Source organism: Acinetobacter sp. TUM15071, from assembly GCF_008980925.1.
Lineage (GTDB): Bacteria > Pseudomonadota > Gammaproteobacteria > Pseudomonadales > Moraxellaceae > Acinetobacter > Acinetobacter dispersus.
In genome coordinates, this window is the sequence record NZ_BKGB01000010.1 from 12199 (window position 1) to 31025 (window position 18827).

Genomic DNA, 18827 nt, shown 5'->3' on the forward strand with positions numbered 1-18827 from the left:
TCTCCCTTAAGTCAAATCATTTTCAAAATAAGTCGCACGACGACCACGCAAATGAATATCAAAGCGGTAACAACGGCTATCTGCTTCAATGAAATTGTTTTTATCTTCCAGTGCAATCAAGGCACGACGCTGATCTTCGGAAGGAATGGTTTTTAAAATCGGGCAAGTATCAATCAGCGTATCGCCTTCAAAATAGAACTGCGAAATCAGACGCTGAGCCCAACCATCTGCGATTAAAGAAAAATGGATATGCGCTGGACGCCATTCATTAATTCGATTACGCCACGGATACGGACCTGGTTTGATGGTACGGAAAATATAGAAGCCATTTTCATCGGTTAAGGTACGGCCACAACCACCAAAATTAGGATCCATGGCACCAATAAATTTGTCATTTGGATGACGATAACGACCTGATGCATTGGCCTGCCACACTTCTAATAAAGCATTTTTCACAGGACGGCCAAACTGATCACGCACATAACCATGCACAATGATACGTTCACCCACAGGTAGACCTTCTTTGGCATAGTTCAGGATCAAGTCATTATCTTTAGGACCAAAAATACTTGGTGAAAAATGCGGTGAAGTGACTTCAGTCAAGGTTTCATTAATTGAGATCAATGCATTCTTTGGCGAGCGTAATACACTGGTCTTATAACCGGGTGTATATGCTGGCGGATGATCATCGGTATTACGTTGTGGGTATGCACCTAATGTATGCTTTAACATGCCTGTCTCCTTAATCCTGTGGTTGTGCTGCAATGGGCTGCACGTCAATGCCAAGTTCCTTAAAGACTTCTTCGGCCATATGCATGGCTGCATTGGCTGCTGGCAAACCTGCATATAAAGAACTATGCAAGATCAGTTCTTTCAGTTCATCCTTGGTGACACCATTGTTGAAGCAGGCACGTAAATGCATTCTAAGTTCATCTTCTCGCCCCAAAGCCAATAAGATCGCAATCGTGACCAAACTACGGGTATGACGTGGCAAGCCTTCACGTGACCACACTTCACCCCAAGCAAAACGACTAATAAAATTCTGGAAATCCTGATTGAAATCATTAAGGTTCGCCAAAGAGCGGCCGACATGCTTTTCACCCAACACTTCGGTACGGACTTTCAGTCCTTGTTGATAACGTTGTTCATCATTCATGAACGTTGCTCCTCATCTTGAAAATATGAGCCTTAGGTTGCATCGGTATGAGCAACTAGCGATTTAACAAAAATTGCGATGGCTGCTGCCGTAGCAGGAATCATCAATAAACTGAGAATGGCGGTAAATGACCAGTCATTGCCCAATAACACGGCACCAATCCACGCACCAAACACGGCACCAAAACGACCAATCCCTGTCATCCATGCAATACCAGTTGCACGACATTGGGTTGGATAGAAGCGCGCACTTAAGGCTGGCATAGACGATTGCGCACCATTAATGGCAATCCCTGCACAGAGCACCAAAACAGCCAATAGAGTTGGATTGCTCAAGCTTTGCCCAACAGCAACTGCAAATAGGCCTGCAATAAAATAGAAGCCCGAAATAATGCGATTTGGATTAAAGCGATCCATTGCCCAACCAATGAACAAGGCACTGAGTACACCACCGAACTGGAACAATCCTCCGATAAATGCGGCACGCTCCATGGTTGCGCCCGTTTCACGCATCAAGGTTGGTAACCAACTGGTCAGCAAATAAATCACCACTAACCCCATAAAATAGGTCGACCACAATAAAACTGTGCCTTTGGCATATTGTTTAGAGAACAGCATGCCAAACACATTTTTCTTTTCTGCAACAGCAGACTGTTCTTCTGGAATATGAAAATGCTCAACTGTTTGAACTTTTTCAGGTGCAATATGACTTAAAATTTTGCGGACTTTTGCAGGGTCTTGACCTTTCACGATCAGGAAGCGATAAGATTCAGGTAATAAGAAAATCACCAACACCATCAGAATTAATGGTGTCCATCCACCCAATAAAAACAGACTATGCCAACCATAAGTCGGAATCAGCCAGCTGCTGATAAAACCACCTGTAGCCATACCTAAGTTGTAGCCACAGAACATACAGGTCACCAATAAAGAGCGACTCCGTTGCGGGCAATATTCCGAAAACAAGGTGGTCGCATTCGGCATCGCCGCGCCTAAACCAATACCCGTTAAAAAGCGTAATACCACCAAACTGTTTAGGTCTGGCGCATAAGCCGAAGCCAAGGTAAAACCACCAAAAATTAACATGGAGATGGTTAAAACAATTTTTCGTCCAAACCGATCAGCTGTTGGTCCTGAAACCAGTGCACCAATGATCATGCCACCGAGTGCAGCACTCATTACTGGCCCGAGTTGGGAGCGATCAATGCCCCAATCCTGTGCCAAAGCAGGTGCAATAAAACCCATTGCGGCAGTATCGATTCCATCGACAAATACAATCAGAAAACAAATAATTGCGATCATCCATTGATACTTGCTCACAGGTGCCTCATTAATCAGTGCCTGTGCATCCATACTGTTTTTTTGGGCAGCAAATTCCTGTGCCATAGTTGCCTCCTTGTAGGCGAATTCCTTTCTAACCCTTATGGTTATATGTTTTGAATAAACTTGGACAATGTCTGATTGAACACCTGTGGCTGTTCAATATTGGATAGATGCGACGCTGCCAAGATTTCAAGCTGACTGGTTGTAATGAGTTGATGCATAAACTCTGCATCCTGAACCGTTGTGACAGGATCGTACTGCCCTGCAATAATTAACGTTGGAATCTGAATTTGATGCAGTTGATCTCGAACATCTGCATCAGCTAAAGCACGACATGCATTGGCATAACCTTGTGCAGGTGTCACTGCAAGACTTTGAATGGTCTTTTGCGCTAAAACATCATGCGCATAATCAAAATGTTCACTAAACCAACGTGTATGCGTGGTCTTTACAATTTCAGCTAAACCGTTTTGCTCAACACTCTCTGCACGAGTATTCCACGCTTCGGCAGTACCAATTTTTGCAGCTGAATTTGCGACGCTAATACTGTGGAAACGTTCGGCATGATAGATCGCTAAAGCCAATGCGGTAATCCCGCCCATTGAAATGCCACAGAAATGAACTTTTTCAATGGCTAAGGCATCTAGAATATCGACCACATCTTCAGCTAGATTTTGCAATGTACTATTGGCAATGACTGCGCTTGCACCATGCCCACGTGTGTCATAGCTAATAATTTGATAATGATCAGCCAAAGCTGCAACTTGTGCCTGCCACATACCGTGGTCAGTTCCCAAAGAGTTGGAGAACATGATGACTGGCGCATCTTTCGGGCCTTGATGTAGGACAGCAAGTGGATGTCCTTGACGATTATTGATATGCGTGATCATGTGCTTACTCTCCTTGTGCTGCGTGTAGCACGGCATCAATTTGGTCCTGAATATTGCCGAGGTAAGTTGCTGGCTGGAACAACTCATCCAAAGCCTGATCATTAAAATGAGTGTTGACTTCATCCATCGCTGACAAGATGATTTTTAAATGCTGCTGTTGAGCAACTGCTTGCTGACAGGCTTGCTCAACCAGATGGTGTGCATTTAAACGACCAATCTTGGGTGCCAACGCCATCATCACCGCTTCGGCCATGATCAAACCCTGCGTACATTCAAGATTGCGTTGCATCGCCTCTGCATTGACTTGCATATGCTCAAGCACATCGCAACTACGTTCCAATGCGCCTGCACAGAGCCGGAAAATTTCTGGGATTACCAACCATTCTGCATGCCAAGCCCCTAAAGCTCTCTCATGTTCTTGCACCATGCTTTGATAGACACTAGCCATTAAGGCAGGTACACGATTGGCTGCGGCAAGAATTGAGGCCGCTGCCACCGGATTACGCTTATGCGGCATGGTCGATGAACCGCCTCGCCCTTTTGCTGCTGGTTCAAAAACTTCTGCGATTTCAGTTTGCATCAGCAATGACCAGTCTTTTGCCATCTTGCCGACATTGCCTACAATCAAAGCAAGCATACTGGCAAGCTCAACCATACGGTCGCGCTCACCATGCCATGTACATTCAGGCGCTGTTAACTTGAGTTGTGCTGCAAAAGCTGCAACCACCGCAGAGCCTTGATCCTGTAAAGATGCCAATGAACCTACTGCACCACCGAGTTGTACAGTCAATACGCGACCTTTCATGGCCTGTAGACGATCAAGATCACGTTTCAAGGCTGCTGCCCAACGGGCAAATTTATGTCCTAAAGTAATCGGCAAAGCTTGCTGTAACCACGTCCGCCCAATCATGACCTGATCGCGATATTGCTGCGCTTGCTTTAAGCAAATTTGATATGCCTGGTGCAGTTGCTTTTCGAGCAAAACCAAGGCATCACGGCACTGTAAAATCGTTGCTGTATCAATAATATCCTGACTGGTCGCGCCCCAATGCACATAGCGTGAAGCATCTTCATCCTGCTGTTTCACCAAAGCAGTGAATTGTTTTACTAATGGAATCGCAACATTACCTGCCAACCCTGCTGCTGTAGCCAGTGCATCTAGATCGATTTGCGCTACAGCATTTTGACCCACCTGCTCTATAATGCTGGCGGCAGAATCAGGAATCACTTTGACCTGTGCCTGAGCTTTGGCTAAAGTCACTTCGGTCTGGATCATATATTTCAATAAAGCTTGGTCACTAAAAATGGTAGTGACTTCAGACTGATAAAATAAGCTGGCGTATAACTGGCTCATGACAGACCTCACTCAACACGTTGAATAATCAAGGCAATGCCTTGACCAACACCAATACACATCGAACACAAGGCATACTGACCTTTGATCTGTTCAAGTTGATTTAGAGCCGTCGTCACTAAGCGTGCACCTGAAGCACCCAGTGGATGACCCAAGGCAATTGCGCCACCATTTGGGTTAATTCGTGCGTCGTCATCCGCCAAGCCTAAATCACGAGTGACGGCTAAAGCTTGCGCTGCAAAGGCTTCATTCAGTTCAATTACGTCCATCTGTTCTAAAGAGAGATTAGCTTGTTTAAGCAGTTTCTTTATGGCAGGTGCAGGTGCAAAGCCCATAATTCTTGGTTCAACACCAACGGTAGTCGCAGCAATGATTTTGGCACGTGGCTTTAATTGATATTTTTCCACCGCTTGATCTGAGGCAATCAATAAGGCAGCAGCACCATCATTAATTCCAGAAGCATTACCTGCGGTCACCGTACCATCCGCTTTAACCACACCTTTGAGTTTGCTCAGTGCATCTAAAGTCGTTGAGGCACGTGGATGCTCATCGTTATCCACCACAACCGCATCACCCTTACGCTGTGGAATGCTGACAGACACAATTTCATTTTTAAAGAAGCCATTGGCTTGCGCGATTGCAGTACGTTGTTGGCTGTTAAGCGCAAACTGGTCTTGATCGGCACGGTTAATATTGAACTGTTCTGCTACGTTTTCAGCCGTTTGTGGCATGGTGTCTACACCATACATTTCTTTCAGTTTTGGATTGATAAAACGCCAGCCCATGGTGGTGTCTTCAATCTTTTGACTACGGCCAAAGGCACTGTCAGATTTACCCATCACATAAGGCGCACGGCTCATACTTTCGACGCCGCCTGCAATAATCAGGTCAGCTTCGTTGGCTTTAATCGCACGTGCAGCAATGGCAATTGCATCCAGTGATGAACCACACAAACGGTTCACTGTGGTGGCAGGCACTTGATAAGGTAAGCCTGCCAATAGTGCTGACATACGTCCAACGTTACGATTGTCTTCACCCGCTTGGTTGGCACAGCCATAGATCACATCATCGACTTGCTGCCAATCTACTTTTGGATTGCGTTGCATTAAAGCCTGAATCGGAACAGCTCCCAGGTCATCAGCACGTACAGATGCAAGACCGCCCGCATAGCGACCGAATGGAGTGCGGATGGCATCAATGATATAAGCGTTTTTCATGTGTTTTTTCCTTTATCTAAAATCCCTCCCAACCTCCCTTTATTAAAGGGAGGAGTTCCCCTCTTTTTTAAAGAGGGGTTAGGGGAGATTTATTATCCTTGAGTTGCATCAATCAGTTTCGCACCCGTCAACGCCTGTAACTCTTCAAAGCTCAAACCATCCACTTTTTCAATCACTTTTAAACCGTCTGCTGTCACATCAATCACACACAGATCGGTATAAATACGATCGACACATTTCAACCCAGTTGCTGGATATGAAAGCGTTTCCACAATCTTCGGTTCACCTTGCTTGGTGTTGTGATCGGTGGTGATAAATACTTTCTTGGCACCCACAGCCAGATCCATTGCTCCACCCACCGCAGGAATGGCATCTGCTGCACCGGTATGCCAGTTGGCTAGATCACCATTGGCTGCCACTTGAAAGGCACCGAGTACCGCGATATCCAGATGTCCGCCGCGCATCATGGCAAAGGAATCACCATGATGGAAAAAACTGCCGCCTGTGAGCATGGTCACATATTCTTTACCTGCATTAATTAACTCAGGATCTTCTTCACCTTTGGCTGGTGGTGGACCGAATGCCAACAAGCCATTTTCCGAATGTAGGAATACATCTTTGTCCGCAGGAAGATAATTGGAAATCTTGGTTGGCAGGCCTATGCCAAGATTGACATAGGCACCATCAGGAATGTCTTGTGCGACACGTTCAGCAATCTGGTCACGGCTTAATTTTTGATAGCTCATGTTTATGCTCCTGTGCCATTGACTGCATCGACAGCGACCACATGCTGTACAAAAATTCCAGGGGTAATGATATGTTCAGGATCAAGCTGACCAAGTTCGACCAGTTCAGAGACTTGCGCAATGGTGATATCTGCAGCCATCGACATGATCGGGCCAAAGTTACGCGCAGATTTGTTATAGACCAGATTGCCCCAGCGATCGCCTTGATGGGCTTTGATTAAGGCAAAGTCAGCTTTGATTGGATATTCAAGTACATAGTCTTTGCCATCGATATGACGGGTTTCTTTACCTTCTGCCAATAAAGTACCAAAGCCAGTTGGGGTAAATACTGCACCAAGTCCCATGCCTGCGGCTTGAATACGGCACGCCAGATTACCTTGCGGCACCAGTTCCAATTCAATCTTGCCAGCACGATACAGTTCATCGAACACCCATGAATCGGACTGACGTGGGAAGGAACAGATGATTTTACGTACTGCACCTGTTTTAAGCAGTTTAGCTAAACCATAATCTCCGTTACCGGCATTATTATTGACGATGACCAGATCCTTGATGCCAAGTTCGATTAATCCATCAATCAATTCAGCGGGTTGTCCTGCGGTGCCAAAGCCACCAATCATGATGGTTGCCCCATCTTTGATTTGCGATAGCGCCTCGGTTAATGAGAGCGTGCTTTTATCAATCATCTGACTACTTCCTGTACGATGCATCACTCGTATTTTCATCCTGAAAACCGATGAAATTAAGTCGAGTGCTTTGTTCGGATTTCTTCTATTCATTCTTGATAAATTCTGCGCTCACTTCTAGACGTTGAAGTGCATTTTGTTCGATGATTATTTTTTATGTTCGATCATCGAACATTATCCAAGTAAAATAGTCATCTTTCGCTTAGAATGTTTTTATAAAGAACCCGTTTTAGCAAGGATGTCTAAATTATGGAAAATGATCAGGAAAAGAATCCGCGTTTGATTCATCATAACGAAAATAAAAAGACCATTCGGCATGAAGACTTTATTGCAGGAATCGCGAAAGGCTTGGCAATTTTGGAATGTTTTGGACCTGAACGACATCGCTTAAATATGAGTACTGCCGCTGAAAAAACCGGCATGACTCGCGCGGCTGCACGACGCCATTTACTCACTTTAGAATACTTAGGCTATTTAGATTTTGATGGACATTATTATTATTTATCACCCAAGATTCTGAAATTTTCAGGGGCTTATCTGGATGGTTCCACACTTCCAAAAATATGTCAGCCCTTATTAAATCTTTTAACCAATCAAACCTCATTGATTTATTCGGTGATGGTTTTAGATGGTTATGAAGCAATTACCATTGCCCGTAGTGCAGCTCACCAACAAACTGATCGAGTCAATCCTTATGGCTTACATTTAGGTAATAGACTCCCTGCCCATGCAACTTCTGCTGGAAAGATTCTGCTTGCACATTTAACGCCAGAACAACAAAAACGATGGTTAGAAAAATACCCGTTAAAACGTCTAACCAAATATACCCATACCGAAACTGATCAATTTTTAGAATTACTGCATGAAATCAAAGAACAAGACTGGTGCTATTCCTGTGAAGAACACGAACTGGGAGTGCATGCTGTGGCTGTACCGATATATGATTCCAATGCAAGCGTGGTTGCTGCCTTAAATATCGTGTCTCCGACCATGCGCACCACCAAGGATTATTTAATTGCCCATATTTTACCTTTGCTACAAGAAACGGCTCGCGATTTACGCCAAATCATTTAATCAGGCAAAAAAAAGCCACATCTGGAAATGTGGCGAAAGGTGTATTGCTGCTACGGCTTATGTCCGTATCTTTAAATTAACTACCTTGGCTTAAATGAAGATTAATTTATTGGACATTCATTATATTTTTTAGTCATCAATAGAAATTGCAATTTTTCTGTACGCACTTATGTAAGCAAAATATTAAATTCAAAAATTAAGTGCCACACCGTTTTAAATTAAATACTTTTTCCATAAAAAAGGCCTAGGCCCGACGAAAATTTAACACTATTTATTGAATGTGATATTCATCTCACAAAATATCAAACACCGCCTAAAGTGTTATTTTTTGTATAGAAAAATAACATATTGTAATAAACAGCTTAAATTTTATGTTTGTTCTTTATCCATTGAATTAGATAAAAAAATAACTTATTGATATATAAATAATTTAGTAAAAACAAGGCTTTAAAATCCTGTCTATTTGTATTCGCTACAGAAGCATAGTATTTTAAAAAACACATGAAAAATAAATAAATTTCAAACCTAAAGATAGATCGAATAATAAAAGTGAGATCGAAAAATGATTGAATGGTTACAAGGCGAATTAAAACATAGCCCAGAAATACTATTGTTCTTATCCTTAGCAATAGGTTTCTGGATCGGTCAGTTTCAATTCGGAAAATTTCAGTTCGGTGGTGTAGCAGGTTCCCTACTTGTTGCAGTCGTACTCAGTCTCATCGGTGTTCCCGTCGACAATGGGGTCAAAGCCATTCTGTTTGCATTGTTCATTTATGCAGTCGGTTTTGAAAGTGGCCCACAGTTCTTCAAATCATTGGGTCCACAATCAATCAAAGAAATCCTATTAGCAGTCTTCATGGCGGTCAGCGGCTTAATCACAGTCTTGGTCATGGCAAAGTTATTCCATTTGGACAAAGGATTAGCAGCTGGATTAGCCGCAGGTGGTATGACCCAATCTGCAATTATTGGGACTGCAGGTGATGCGATTTCTCGACTCGACCTGCCCTTGGCTGAGATTCAAAAACTACAGGCCAATGTCGCAATCGGATATGCGGTGACTTATATTTTTGGTTCATTGGGTGCGATTATTGTCTGTGTGAATATTCTGCCTAAATTTATGGGCAAAGAAATTCACGATGATGCTTTGAAAGCCCAGTCAGAACGTCTGAAAGGTGCTTTTGAATTAGCACCAGGTCAAGAGCTTGCAATGCCTGAAATTGTCGGACGTATTTATAAAGTCAAACAAGCCAATGGACAAACTGTTGCAGAACTTGAATCCAAACAAAGTAGCATTACCATCGAGCGCTTAAAGCGTAAAGATCAATTGATTGATGTGGCACCAGAACTAACTTTACAAACAGATGATGTGATATTGCTGGTCGGCCGTCGTGCCAGTGTTGTTGCTATTTCAGACCAAATTGGTACTGAACTACAGTCTTCACAAGGTATGGAAATGATTATGGATACGACGGATGTCATCCTAAGAAATTCCAAGTATATCAATCGCAGTCTCGGCGATATCAAAGGCAATACGCCTGCCTATTTAAAGCATGGGATTTATGTGCTGGCGATTAAACGTAACGATGAAACGCAGAGCTTGAGTGATGACACTGTTTTACATCAAGGGGATGTTATTACGGTTTATGGCACTAAAAGTGATCTTGATCGTTTAGTCAAAGAAGCAGGTACAGCGCTGCCAGAAAGCTTAAAAACCGACTGGATTTTCCACGGTGCAGGCTTGGTCGTTGGCTTATTAATTGGTCTATTTGTAGTCCGTATTGGTGATGTCCCTCTAACACTTGGTGCAGGTGGTGGTGCGTTACTGTCAGGTCTTCTGTTTGGTTGGTTACGCAGCCGTAATCAAGTCCATGGCAACATGCCTTTAGCCGCGTCGCAACTACTGAAAGATTTGGGTCTTGCTGGATTCGTTGCTGCGGTTGGCTTGCAATCTGGTTTACAAGCCATCCAAACCATTAAAGACAGTGGTCTGTCCCTATTTATGATTGGTGTCGTGGTCACACTGGTACCACTAATTCTTTCCATGCTTTTCGCACGCTATGTGCTGCGTTATGACAATGTTGCCGTTATGGCAGGCGCCTTGTCTGGTTCCCGTAGTGCCAACCCTGCGTTTGGTGCAATTCTAGATAAAGCTGGAAACTCGATTCCGACCGTGCCTTTTGCAATTACCTATGCCTTGGCAAACGTATTCTTAACTCTGCTTGGTCCACTGATTGTCGGCCTCGCCTAAATTTATAATCCATATTCAAAATTTTATTGCCGTCACTATAATTAAGGAGACTTCCCATGGGGAACGTTGATTACTCAAAATACTCAAAACTTAGCCCATTCGAACTAAAAGACAATTTAATTGAGCTTGCCCAAAGCAAAACAGACAGGATGATGCTGAATGCAGGCCGCGGAAATCCGAACTTTTTAGCCACGATTCCGCGTCGGGCATTCTTCCAATTGGGGCTATTTTCAACAACGGAATCAGAGTTCTCTTTCTCTTATATGCCAGAAGGCTTAGGCGGCTTCCCTCGCCCTGTCGGTCTGCAATCTCGCTTCGATAACTTCATTATGCACAATCGGGATAAACCGGGCGTGGTGTTTCTAGGTAAAGCCATTTCCTATGTCCGAGATCAGCTCGGTTTAGATCCAGATGCTTTTTTACTAGAAATGGTCGAGGGAATTTTAGGCTGTAACTATCCCGTTCCAGATCGCATGCTACGCATTAGCGAGTCCATCATCAAAGAATATATCCTACGTGAAATGGGCGTCCAAGGCATGCCTAAAGAAGGTTTAGACTTGTTTGCGGTCGAAGGTGGAACGGCAGCAATGGCCTATATTTTTAACTCTTTAAAAGAGAATAAAATTATTGCCAATGGCGATCGTATCGCGATTGGTGCACCTATTTTCACACCGTATTTAGAAATTCCAAAACTGAATGACTATCAGCTTGAAGAAGTCCTGATCGAAGCAGATCCGAAGCTTGACTGGCAATATCCAGAATCTGAATTACGGAAATTGGAAGACCCATCGATTAAAGCGTTCTTCCTTGTGAATCCAAGTAACCCACCTTCAGTAAAACTCAGCGATGAAGGTTTGGCAATATTGGCTGATATCGTTAAAAAACGACCTGACCTGATTATTTTGACCGATGATGTGTACGGTACTTTCGCAGACAATTTCAAATCGCTGTTTGCGATCTGTCCAGACAATACCATCTTGGTGTATTCATTCTCGAAATATTTTGGGGCAACTGGATGGAGATTGGGGGTGATTGCCCTCTCTAACAATAATATTCTGGATCAAAAACTGGCGGCACTGTCTAAAAAAGACAAGAAGGAGCTGGCAGAACGCTATTCATCTTTAACCACCGATCCAGCCAAAATCAAATTTATTGATCGACTGGTCGCGGATAGTCGCAATGTGGCACTCAATCACACGGCTGGTCTTTCTACACCACAACAAGTGCAAATGGTACTGTTTGCCCTATTCAATATGATGGATTCGCAACAGAACTATAAGAAGGCGGTTAAATCTGTGGTACGTGAGCGTGATGCTGCGCTGTATCGCCAATTAGGGGTTGAAGTTCCTGCTGATCCAAACACAGTCGATTACTACACTTTAGTAAACTTGGAAAATACCTCTCGAACACTGTATGGGGATGAGTTTGCAGATTGGGTCATGAAGAATAAGAACCCAACCGAATTATTATTCCGCGTTGCTGATGAAACGGGTGTGGTGCTTTTACCAGGTTCAGGCTTTGGAGTACAGCATCCTTCTGCCCGTGCATCATTGGCCAACCTGAATGAATACCAATATGCTGCTATTGGGGATTCCTTAAGACGCTTTGCCGAAGAATCTTATCAAGAATATCTAAAAACCAAGAAAGGCAAAAAATAAATCTGAATTAATGTTCCTGATCAATAAAAAAGCAGCTTAGGCTGCTTTTTTATATTTTTAAACTCAAAACTTTAAATTAAAGATCAAGTACCAGTTTTTTGCCTTTAGCACGCGACACACAAATCATCATCGACTGCTGTGAGGCTTTTTCATCATCACTGAGATATTGGTCAAAATGCTCTGCTTCACCTTCCAGAATGATGGTTTCACACGTACCACAGACTCCTTCACGGCATAAACATTCCACATCAATATTGAGCAATTCAATCGCTTGTAAAATGGATTGATTGCCTTGCACTTCGACTTGCTGATTGGATTTTGCTAGCACCACTGTAAATGCTTCACCCTCTTCAGGTACCGTAGATGCAAACTGTTCCCAATGAATATATTCATCGCGGTAACGATGGTAATTACAACGATCAATCACTGCATCAATCATCGGTTTAGGCCCACACACATAGACGTGCGTACCTTTGGGTTGAGAGCCAATCAATTGATCGAGATCAAGATATTTTCCATCTGAATCAATATAGCTAAATATATGTTCGCCATGCTTTTGCTTGAGTTCATCTAACAATGCAGCATGTTCTGGCGAACGGTAGGCATAATGCAACTCATAGTCTGCACCACGCGCTGCCAGCTCATCCATTTGCGGCACAAATGGGGTAATCCCGATACCACCCGCAATTAAAATATGTTTCTCACCTTCTTCCGCCAACGGAAATAAATTCTTTGGTTCAGAAATCAGAATTTCACAGCCTTCATTGCACTGATCATGCATATAAACGGATCCGCCTTTACCTTCGACATCCTTACGTACACAGACTTGGTAAGTCGAAAGATCTTGCGCACAACTCATCAATGAATAAGCATTGGATAGCTGATCATTCATTTTCACAATGATATGACTGCCACCATTGAATTGAGGGAAATTTTGTCCGTCCTGACGTTTAAATGTAAATCGTTTGATCAGTGGAGTCAGTTGCTCTACCCGTGTGACCACTGATGCAAACATTTCATAATGACTAGCCATGTCTAAATCCTCTTTACCGCATGCTGCTCATCTAAGCATTTTCTAATTTTAACTGCATATTGCCTGTTGACCCTCGATGAAGAGAGTCCCAACAGGCATTGTTGCTATAATCCTAAACACATATATTTAATAGTCATAAATTCTTCCAAACCATATTTAGAACCTTCACGACCTACACCAGACTGTTTAACCCCACCAAATGGCACCACTTCATTTGAAATAGCAGTTGAGTTCATCCCGACCATGCCATATTCCAGTTGTTCAGCGACACGCCAAATCCGTGAAATGTTTTCGCTATACACATAGGCTGCCAAACCAAAAATGGTATCGTTGGCTTGCGCGACCACATCCGCTTCCTCAGTAAAACGAATTAAAGGTGCTACTGGGCCAAAAATTTCTTCCTGAACAATGTCCATATCACGCGAAACATCGGTTAACACGGTCGGTTCAAAGAAGGTTTGTCCATGTGCATGTTGTTTACCACCGCACGCCACTTGGGCACCTTTGCCACAAGCATCATCAATTAACTGTTTTGCTTTCAGTACTGCCTTGTCATTGATTAGCGGTCCGATCTGTACATTCGGTTCCAAACCATTGCCGATTTTGAATTTCTGTACTTCTTGCACAAATTTCTCAGTAAAGGCCTGATAAACCTTGTCATGTACATAGATTCGATTGGCACAAACACAGGTTTGCCCTGCATTACGGAACTTGGCAAAGATTGCGCCTTGTACCGCTTTATCCAGATCCGCATCATCAAACACGATCAATGGTGCATTGCCACCCAGTTCCAGCGCCAATTTTTTAATCGTGCCTGAGCATTGCTGCATCAATAAACGCCCCACAGGTGTAGAACCAGTAAAGGTTAGTTTTTTGACTTTTTCATGGCTGGTAAATACCGAACCAATCTCTTGCGATTTGCCTGTCACCACATTAATGACACCCGCTGGAATGCCCGCCATTTCTGCCAGTTTAGCAAGCGCAAGTGCGCAATACGGCGTTTCATTGGCAGGCTTGATCACGATGCTACAGCCTGCCGCCAAAGCAGGTGCTGCTTTACGGGTAATCATCGCAATCGGGAAATTCCACGGCGTAATCGCTGCAACCACACCCACAGGTTCTTTGGTGATAATAAAACGCTGCTGGCTATTGGTGGTTGGAATCACATCGCCATAAACACGTTTGCCTTCTTCCGCAAACCATTGAATAAATGAAGCTGCATATTTCACTTCACCCAAAGCTTCGGCTAAGGGTTTACCCTGCTCAATGGTCATGATCCGTGCCAGCTCATCCGCGTGGCTCAAAACCAGTTGATACCAAGCCAATAACAGATCTGCCCGTTTTTGTGCCGTTAATCCTTTCCATTGCGCTAAAGCCTGATACGCCACTTCGACTGCTTCGGTGGCTTCTACTGCACCCATATTGGGAATGACGCCAATTTCCTCACCTGTCGCAGGGTTAGTGACAGGAATGGTGGCATTAGATTGTGCACTCACCCATTGACCATTGATCAGCCCGTGTTGTTGAAATAACGGACTTGCTTGCAAACTTGACATGTCATGTTCCTATCGATTGAAGCAAGGTGTGGCTTTATCGTTTGCCACACCTCCCTGATCTAATACCTGAGACAAAATTATTGATGGTGTTGCGCAACAAGATTCTGGAAATAAGCGATACCATGTTCACTGATTCCCGAACGTTGCTTGTCGGTCATGATACGCCCTTGACCACGATAACCCCGTGATTTTAAACCACGTTGTACGCTTTCAACCAGTTCGAGGTCTTCAGGACGGAAGACATTGCGATACCATTCAATCAGGTCTTTCTGATCTTGAGTCAATTCTTCATTGGTGAAGAAAATATCGTAGTGCTGCAAAGTGGTTTCCGCATCCATCGGGAACTCATAGATCACGGTCATAAAGTTCGCACCCGGTGGTACGTTAAACATGGTGCATGGCCAAGTCCAGAAACCGCTAAATGTCGGGTCTTTCACCGATGGATCGAGCTTGAATGACTTTTCTGAAGAACGTGCATAACCATATTGCAGCGTCCAATTTTGATGGGTGGTATGCCAGTATTTATCCACCTGTACCGAGTCAGCAAAACCAGGATGCGCTGGACCACAGTGATAACATTCTAAATAGTTATCCACGATCACTTTCCAGTTGGCAGGTGTTTCCGTTACAAAACGTGCAGCCAGTTTCAAGTCTTTGATTACGGCACAAGCTTCATTCAGTTTTTGTGCAAATTCAGGCAATTGATCTTCAACACAAGTGGCATTTTCATCCATATTAATAAAGACAAAACCACCATACTCTTCAACTTTTAACGGCACCATGCTGGAGTTTTGCTTGTCAAAAGACTCAACATGATCACAGTTACGTGCCAGTGCCAAACTACCATCCAGCTTGAATGTCCATGCATGATACGGACAGGTAATCACGTTTTTGGCTTTACCGCTACCACTTAATAATTCATGACCACGATGTGGGCAGACATTATAAAATGCACGCAATACGCTGTCTTTACCGCGAATCACGATGATGTTTTCACCAATCACCTTACGGGTAATATAGTCATTGGCTAGGGCAACTTCACTGCCATGTGCTACGCAAATCCAGCTTTTCGCAAAAATTTCTTCTTTTTCGCGCTCAAACACCTGAGATGAGGTATAGAACACTTTTGGAAATGTCCATGCCACATCTGGGTTTGAACAGAAATCTTCTGGTAATTTTTCAACTGCATTCATGGTTTTACTCCATTAAACTGTTTTGTCCTAACGACCGTTTTATCAAAATTGGCTGATGTTCAAATCACTTGAACATTTGCTTTAACGAACTCAGCATGTGCTGATATAAATCCTGCACCACAGGACAATCCCGTACTAGACGTAAACTGCCATGTAGTAATCCTTTGCCGAGATAAAACTCGGCGGTAATATTGGCTTGTTTTAACTTGTCCACGAAAATACGCCCGTCATCACTCAGTGGATCGTATTCAGCCACCGCAACAAAGCTACGTGGCATGTCAGAAAAATCCTGTGCATTTAGTGGCGCTAAACGTGTATCTTCCCAGTCACTTGCATTCGGCGCATATTCCTTCAGGTAATAATGCATTTCCTCGAGCGTCAATAACGGCGCCTGTGCGTGCTGTTGACAAGACGCGGTATCAAAACTACTGCCCAAACATGGATAGATCAAAGCCAAACCACATGCCTGATTGCCTGTATGTTGTAATTGAACCGCCAGTGCCGCGGCTAAATTGCCGCCTGCACTGTCGCCTGCTAAGGCAATCTGCGTTGGATCAATGTTCCATTCTGCGCCATGTGCACGAAGCCACTGATAAACCGTTTCACAGTCTTCATAAGCGGCTGGGAAATGATGTTCGGGCACCAAACGATAATCCACACTCAGTACCGCAACATTCAAATCACGACATAAATAACGGGTAATAAATTCATGCGAATCCAGATTCCCCAGCATCCAGCCACCCCCATGGATAAACAACACGCAAGGCCAACCTTGCGCAGGTGCTTGGCCCAAGGGTGAATACAACCGAACATTGACGGGATGAGTGGCATGCGCAACGGTTTTATCTTCAATATTGACCGTACCATCACGTGGCAAGGTGTAGTGCAGGCACATCGCATCATAGGCTGCACGAATTGAATCAATATCGTTATCCGCTGCTGAATAAATGCTGCTCCAGTACACCAGACTTTGCATTTCTTCACTTAATTCATAGCGCATGTTCGGTTGCTGTGTCATGACAATTCCTTTTGACTGCTTTTATGTGCCAATGCGGTTGCCGCAATATCAATCTGCATCTGTTGATTTGTGTCAGTATGCTCAAGCGCTTCCAAATCACTAAAGCTGCTCTGTTCAATCAAATGCGATGGCACTTTGGAATAATCTTCAATCAACCATTTCACCAAACCATAGGTCTGCACCAGAATAATCACAATAAACGGTAAGGCAGTCACAATGGTGGCCGTTTTCATGGTGTCTAAAGGTGCCTTAGAGAAAATCATCGCAATCGGTACTAGGGTTAACATCAGACACCAAAACAAGCGCGCATTCGGAGATGGATCTTGCCCTTCACTTAAACCACGGGTACAGGTTGCAGACACCGCATAGCCCACCGCATCCATATGTGCCGCAAGGAAAATCACCATAATGCCAAGGAACAACCACATCATCAGTTTGCCCATTGGCAATAAGCCGAGTAGTTGACCAATCGCCACTTCACCACCTTGCTGACTCAAGATTTGCGGAACATTGACCATGCCGTGAATAAAGCTGTGAACGCTGTAATTTTCAAATACCCCAAAGATGAACCATAAACCAACGCTACCACCGATGACCATGGCAAGAATCACTTCTTTAATGGTGCGTCCTTTAGATACACGGGTCACAAATAACGCCACACCGGGTGCATAAGAAATCCACCACAACCAATAGAATACGGTCCATTCACGTGTGAACTTTCCATCACCCATCGGGTCGGTAAACAGACTCATATCGACAAAGTTAGTCGCCATCAGACCAAAACTCATCAATGAATTATTCATAATGAATTGGGTTGGTCCAAAGCACAGCACATAGATCGCAAACAGCACCACGCCCAAACACACCATATGACTCAAACGTTGCATGCCTTTATCCATACCGACATAAGAACTCAGTGCGAATAGAATGGATACCGCCAAGATGATAATGACTTTGGTCATGAAGGTATTCGGAATACCCGTGAGTTGCGACAGAATGTTGGTAAAAGTGACCGCAGTCAAAACCAGTGAAATGGTCAAGGCACCAAACATACACAGTAAGAACATCAGGTCAACCACACGTCCAACGGGGCCTGTCGCTTTAAAGCCAGTGACCGCTTCGACCATTGAAGCTAGGCTCAAGCCTTTATTCTTTCTGACATGGTAGCTATAGCACAGTGAAATCGATGCCAAAGCATAGATCGACCATGCACTCAAACCAGAGTGAAAGAAGGAATAAGCCACGCTGTATTTCAGTGCTTCAGCCGACTCAGGGGCTAAATTCAAACCCGGCGTTTGATAATAATAGGCCCAGTCTAGAAAGCCCCAGTACAAGGTAGATGACCCAATCCCCGACAATATGAACATGAAAATCCATGACATGGTGCTGTATTGGGGCTTACCTTCACCGAGCTTGATTTTGCCGTATTTACTAAAGGCCAAACCGAAGGTAAAAATAATTGATAAAAAAGCAAATAACAGGACTGGCGTGGTAAACACCGACGTAGTCCACTGCATCCATTTTGCAGCCAGTTGTATTGATTCAGATGAGTAGATTGCCAGACCAGCCACCGAAGTAAATACAACGGCAAGACTAGTGATCGCAAGCGTCTTATCTGTATAAGGCTTTGTAATTTGATTATCCATATCTATTCAATCCATCTCGGATAGTGACTA

The 18827-nt window shown here is 43.9% G+C and carries 16 protein-coding genes; 3 read left to right on the plus strand and 13 right to left on the minus strand.

The genetic code is table 11. The features are described from left to right. Positions 1–6: 6 nt before the first annotated feature. From pcaH to GBI66_RS10935, 8 genes are all read right to left on the minus strand, one after another. On the minus strand, positions 7–732 hold the full coding sequence (pcaH, locus tag GBI66_RS10900; protein WP_004806145.1) for a protocatechuate 3,4-dioxygenase subunit beta: 726 nt from the start codon (positions 730–732) through the stop codon (positions 7–9). A gap of 10 nt (positions 733–742) precedes the next feature. Continuing rightward, positions 743–1156, minus strand: a complete 414-nt coding sequence (gene pcaC / locus GBI66_RS10905) for a 4-carboxymuconolactone decarboxylase (RefSeq protein ID WP_005187383.1) — start codon at positions 1154–1156, stop codon at positions 743–745. A 32-nt stretch (positions 1157–1188) separates the two neighbouring features. Continuing rightward, positions 1189–2541: an MFS transporter gene (locus GBI66_RS10910; protein ID WP_065342297.1), complete on the minus strand. Its 1353-nt coding sequence runs from the start codon at positions 2539–2541 to the stop codon at positions 1189–1191. A gap of 41 nt (positions 2542–2582) precedes the next feature. Further along, positions 2583–3368: a 3-oxoadipate enol-lactonase gene (pcaD, locus tag GBI66_RS10915; protein ID WP_151716096.1), complete on the minus strand. Its 786-nt coding sequence runs from the start codon at positions 3366–3368 to the stop codon at positions 2583–2585. Positions 3369–3372: 4 nt separating this feature from the next. After that, the gene (locus GBI66_RS10920; protein WP_151716097.1) at positions 3373–4722 is read right to left on the minus strand and encodes a 3-carboxy-cis,cis-muconate cycloisomerase; all 1350 of its coding nucleotides are present in this window, start codon (positions 4720–4722) and stop codon (positions 3373–3375) included. Between the two features lie 8 nt (positions 4723–4730). Continuing rightward, complete coding sequence (pcaF, locus tag GBI66_RS10925) at positions 4731–5939, minus strand: 3-oxoadipyl-CoA thiolase (protein WP_151716098.1); 1209 nt, start codon at positions 5937–5939, stop codon at positions 4731–4733. 92 nt (positions 5940–6031) lie between these two features. Further along, entirely contained in the window at positions 6032–6685 is a 654-nt protein-coding gene (locus GBI66_RS10930; protein ID WP_151716099.1) for a 3-oxoacid CoA-transferase subunit B, read from the minus strand. 2 nt (positions 6686–6687) lie between these two features. Then, entirely contained in the window at positions 6688–7371 is a 684-nt protein-coding gene (locus GBI66_RS10935) for a 3-oxoacid CoA-transferase subunit A (protein ID WP_151716100.1), read from the minus strand. Between the two features lie 249 nt (positions 7372–7620). On the opposite strand from GBI66_RS10935, the gene pcaU reads away from it, so the two are divergent. The 3 genes from pcaU to GBI66_RS10950 all read left to right on the plus strand — a co-directional run bounded on the left by pcaU (position 7621) and on the right by GBI66_RS10950 (position 12351). Continuing rightward, entirely contained in the window at positions 7621–8445 is an 825-nt protein-coding gene (gene pcaU, locus GBI66_RS10940) for an IclR family transcriptional regulator PcaU (protein ID WP_005187369.1), read from the plus strand. Between the two features lie 562 nt (positions 8446–9007). Next, positions 9008–10693 carry an aspartate-alanine antiporter gene (gene aspT, locus GBI66_RS10945; RefSeq protein ID WP_004806114.1) on the plus strand — a complete coding sequence of 562 codons (1686 nt, stop codon included), beginning with the start codon at positions 9008–9010 and terminating at the stop codon, positions 10691–10693. A 56-nt stretch (positions 10694–10749) separates the two neighbouring features. Then, positions 10750–12351, plus strand: a complete 1602-nt coding sequence (locus tag GBI66_RS10950) for a bifunctional aspartate transaminase/aspartate 4-decarboxylase (protein WP_151716101.1) — start codon at positions 10750–10752, stop codon at positions 12349–12351. 76 nt (positions 12352–12427) lie between these two features. On the opposite strand, the gene cntB is transcribed toward GBI66_RS10950, so the two are convergent. From cntB to GBI66_RS10975, 5 genes are all read right to left on the minus strand, one after another. Continuing rightward, positions 12428–13384, minus strand: a complete 957-nt coding sequence (cntB, locus tag GBI66_RS10955; protein WP_151716102.1) for a carnitine monooxygenase, reductase subunit CntB — start codon at positions 13382–13384, stop codon at positions 12428–12430. Positions 13385–13488: 104 nt separating this feature from the next. Next, on the minus strand, positions 13489–14940 hold the full coding sequence (locus tag GBI66_RS10960) for an NAD-dependent succinate-semialdehyde dehydrogenase (RefSeq protein ID WP_151716103.1): 1452 nt from the start codon (positions 14938–14940) through the stop codon (positions 13489–13491). A 77-nt stretch (positions 14941–15017) separates the two neighbouring features. After that, a complete protein-coding gene (gene cntA / locus GBI66_RS10965) occupies positions 15018–16133 on the minus strand; it encodes a carnitine monooxygenase subunit alpha (RefSeq protein ID WP_151716104.1) in 1116 nt (371 codons plus the stop codon). Positions 16134–16197: 64 nt separating this feature from the next. Then, complete coding sequence (locus GBI66_RS10970; RefSeq protein ID WP_151716105.1) at positions 16198–17151, minus strand: alpha/beta hydrolase; 954 nt, start codon at positions 17149–17151, stop codon at positions 16198–16200. Further along, positions 17148–18803, minus strand: coding sequence for a BCCT family transporter (locus tag GBI66_RS10975; RefSeq protein WP_171494303.1), 1656 nt, complete (start codon positions 18801–18803; stop codon positions 17148–17150). The genes GBI66_RS10970 and GBI66_RS10975 overlap by 4 nt, the downstream gene beginning before the upstream one ends. Positions 18804–18827: the final 24 nt, after the last annotated feature.

What these genes read in the sequence shown, in the direction of transcription:
- cntA (WP_151716104.1), bottom strand. Translation starts at nt 16,133, where the DNA reads ATGAATGCAGTTGAAAAATTACCAGAAGATTTCTGTTCAAACCCAGAT.
- GBI66_RS10935 (WP_151716100.1), bottom strand. Translation starts at nt 7,371, where the DNA reads ATGATTGATAAAAGCACGCTCTCATTAACCGAGGCGCTATCGCAAATC.
- GBI66_RS10970 (WP_151716105.1), bottom strand. Translation starts at nt 17,151, where the DNA reads ATGACACAGCAACCGAACATGCGCTATGAATTAAGTGAAGAAATGCAA.
- pcaU (WP_005187369.1), top strand. Translation starts at nt 7,621, where the DNA reads ATGGAAAATGATCAGGAAAAGAATCCGCGTTTGATTCATCATAACGAA.
- aspT (WP_004806114.1), top strand. Translation starts at nt 9,008, where the DNA reads ATGATTGAATGGTTACAAGGCGAATTAAAACATAGCCCAGAAATACTA.
- GBI66_RS10910 (WP_065342297.1), bottom strand. Translation starts at nt 2,541, where the DNA reads ATGGCACAGGAATTTGCTGCCCAAAAAAACAGTATGGATGCACAGGCA.
- pcaC (WP_005187383.1), bottom strand. Translation starts at nt 1,156, where the DNA reads ATGAATGATGAACAACGTTATCAACAAGGACTGAAAGTCCGTACCGAA.
- pcaH (WP_004806145.1), bottom strand. Translation starts at nt 732, where the DNA reads ATGTTAAAGCATACATTAGGTGCATACCCACAACGTAATACCGATGAT.
- cntB (WP_151716102.1), bottom strand. Translation starts at nt 13,384, where the DNA reads ATGGCTAGTCATTATGAAATGTTTGCATCAGTGGTCACACGGGTAGAG.
- GBI66_RS10920 (WP_151716097.1), bottom strand. Translation starts at nt 4,722, where the DNA reads ATGAGCCAGTTATACGCCAGCTTATTTTATCAGTCTGAAGTCACTACC.
- pcaD (WP_151716096.1), bottom strand. Translation starts at nt 3,368, where the DNA reads ATGATCACGCATATCAATAATCGTCAAGGACATCCACTTGCTGTCCTA.
- GBI66_RS10930 (WP_151716099.1), bottom strand. Translation starts at nt 6,685, where the DNA reads ATGAGCTATCAAAAATTAAGCCGTGACCAGATTGCTGAACGTGTCGCA.
- GBI66_RS10950 (WP_151716101.1), top strand. Translation starts at nt 10,750, where the DNA reads ATGGGGAACGTTGATTACTCAAAATACTCAAAACTTAGCCCATTCGAA.
- pcaF (WP_151716098.1), bottom strand. Translation starts at nt 5,939, where the DNA reads ATGAAAAACGCTTATATCATTGATGCCATCCGCACTCCATTCGGTCGC.
- GBI66_RS10960 (WP_151716103.1), bottom strand. Translation starts at nt 14,940, where the DNA reads ATGTCAAGTTTGCAAGCAAGTCCGTTATTTCAACAACACGGGCTGATC.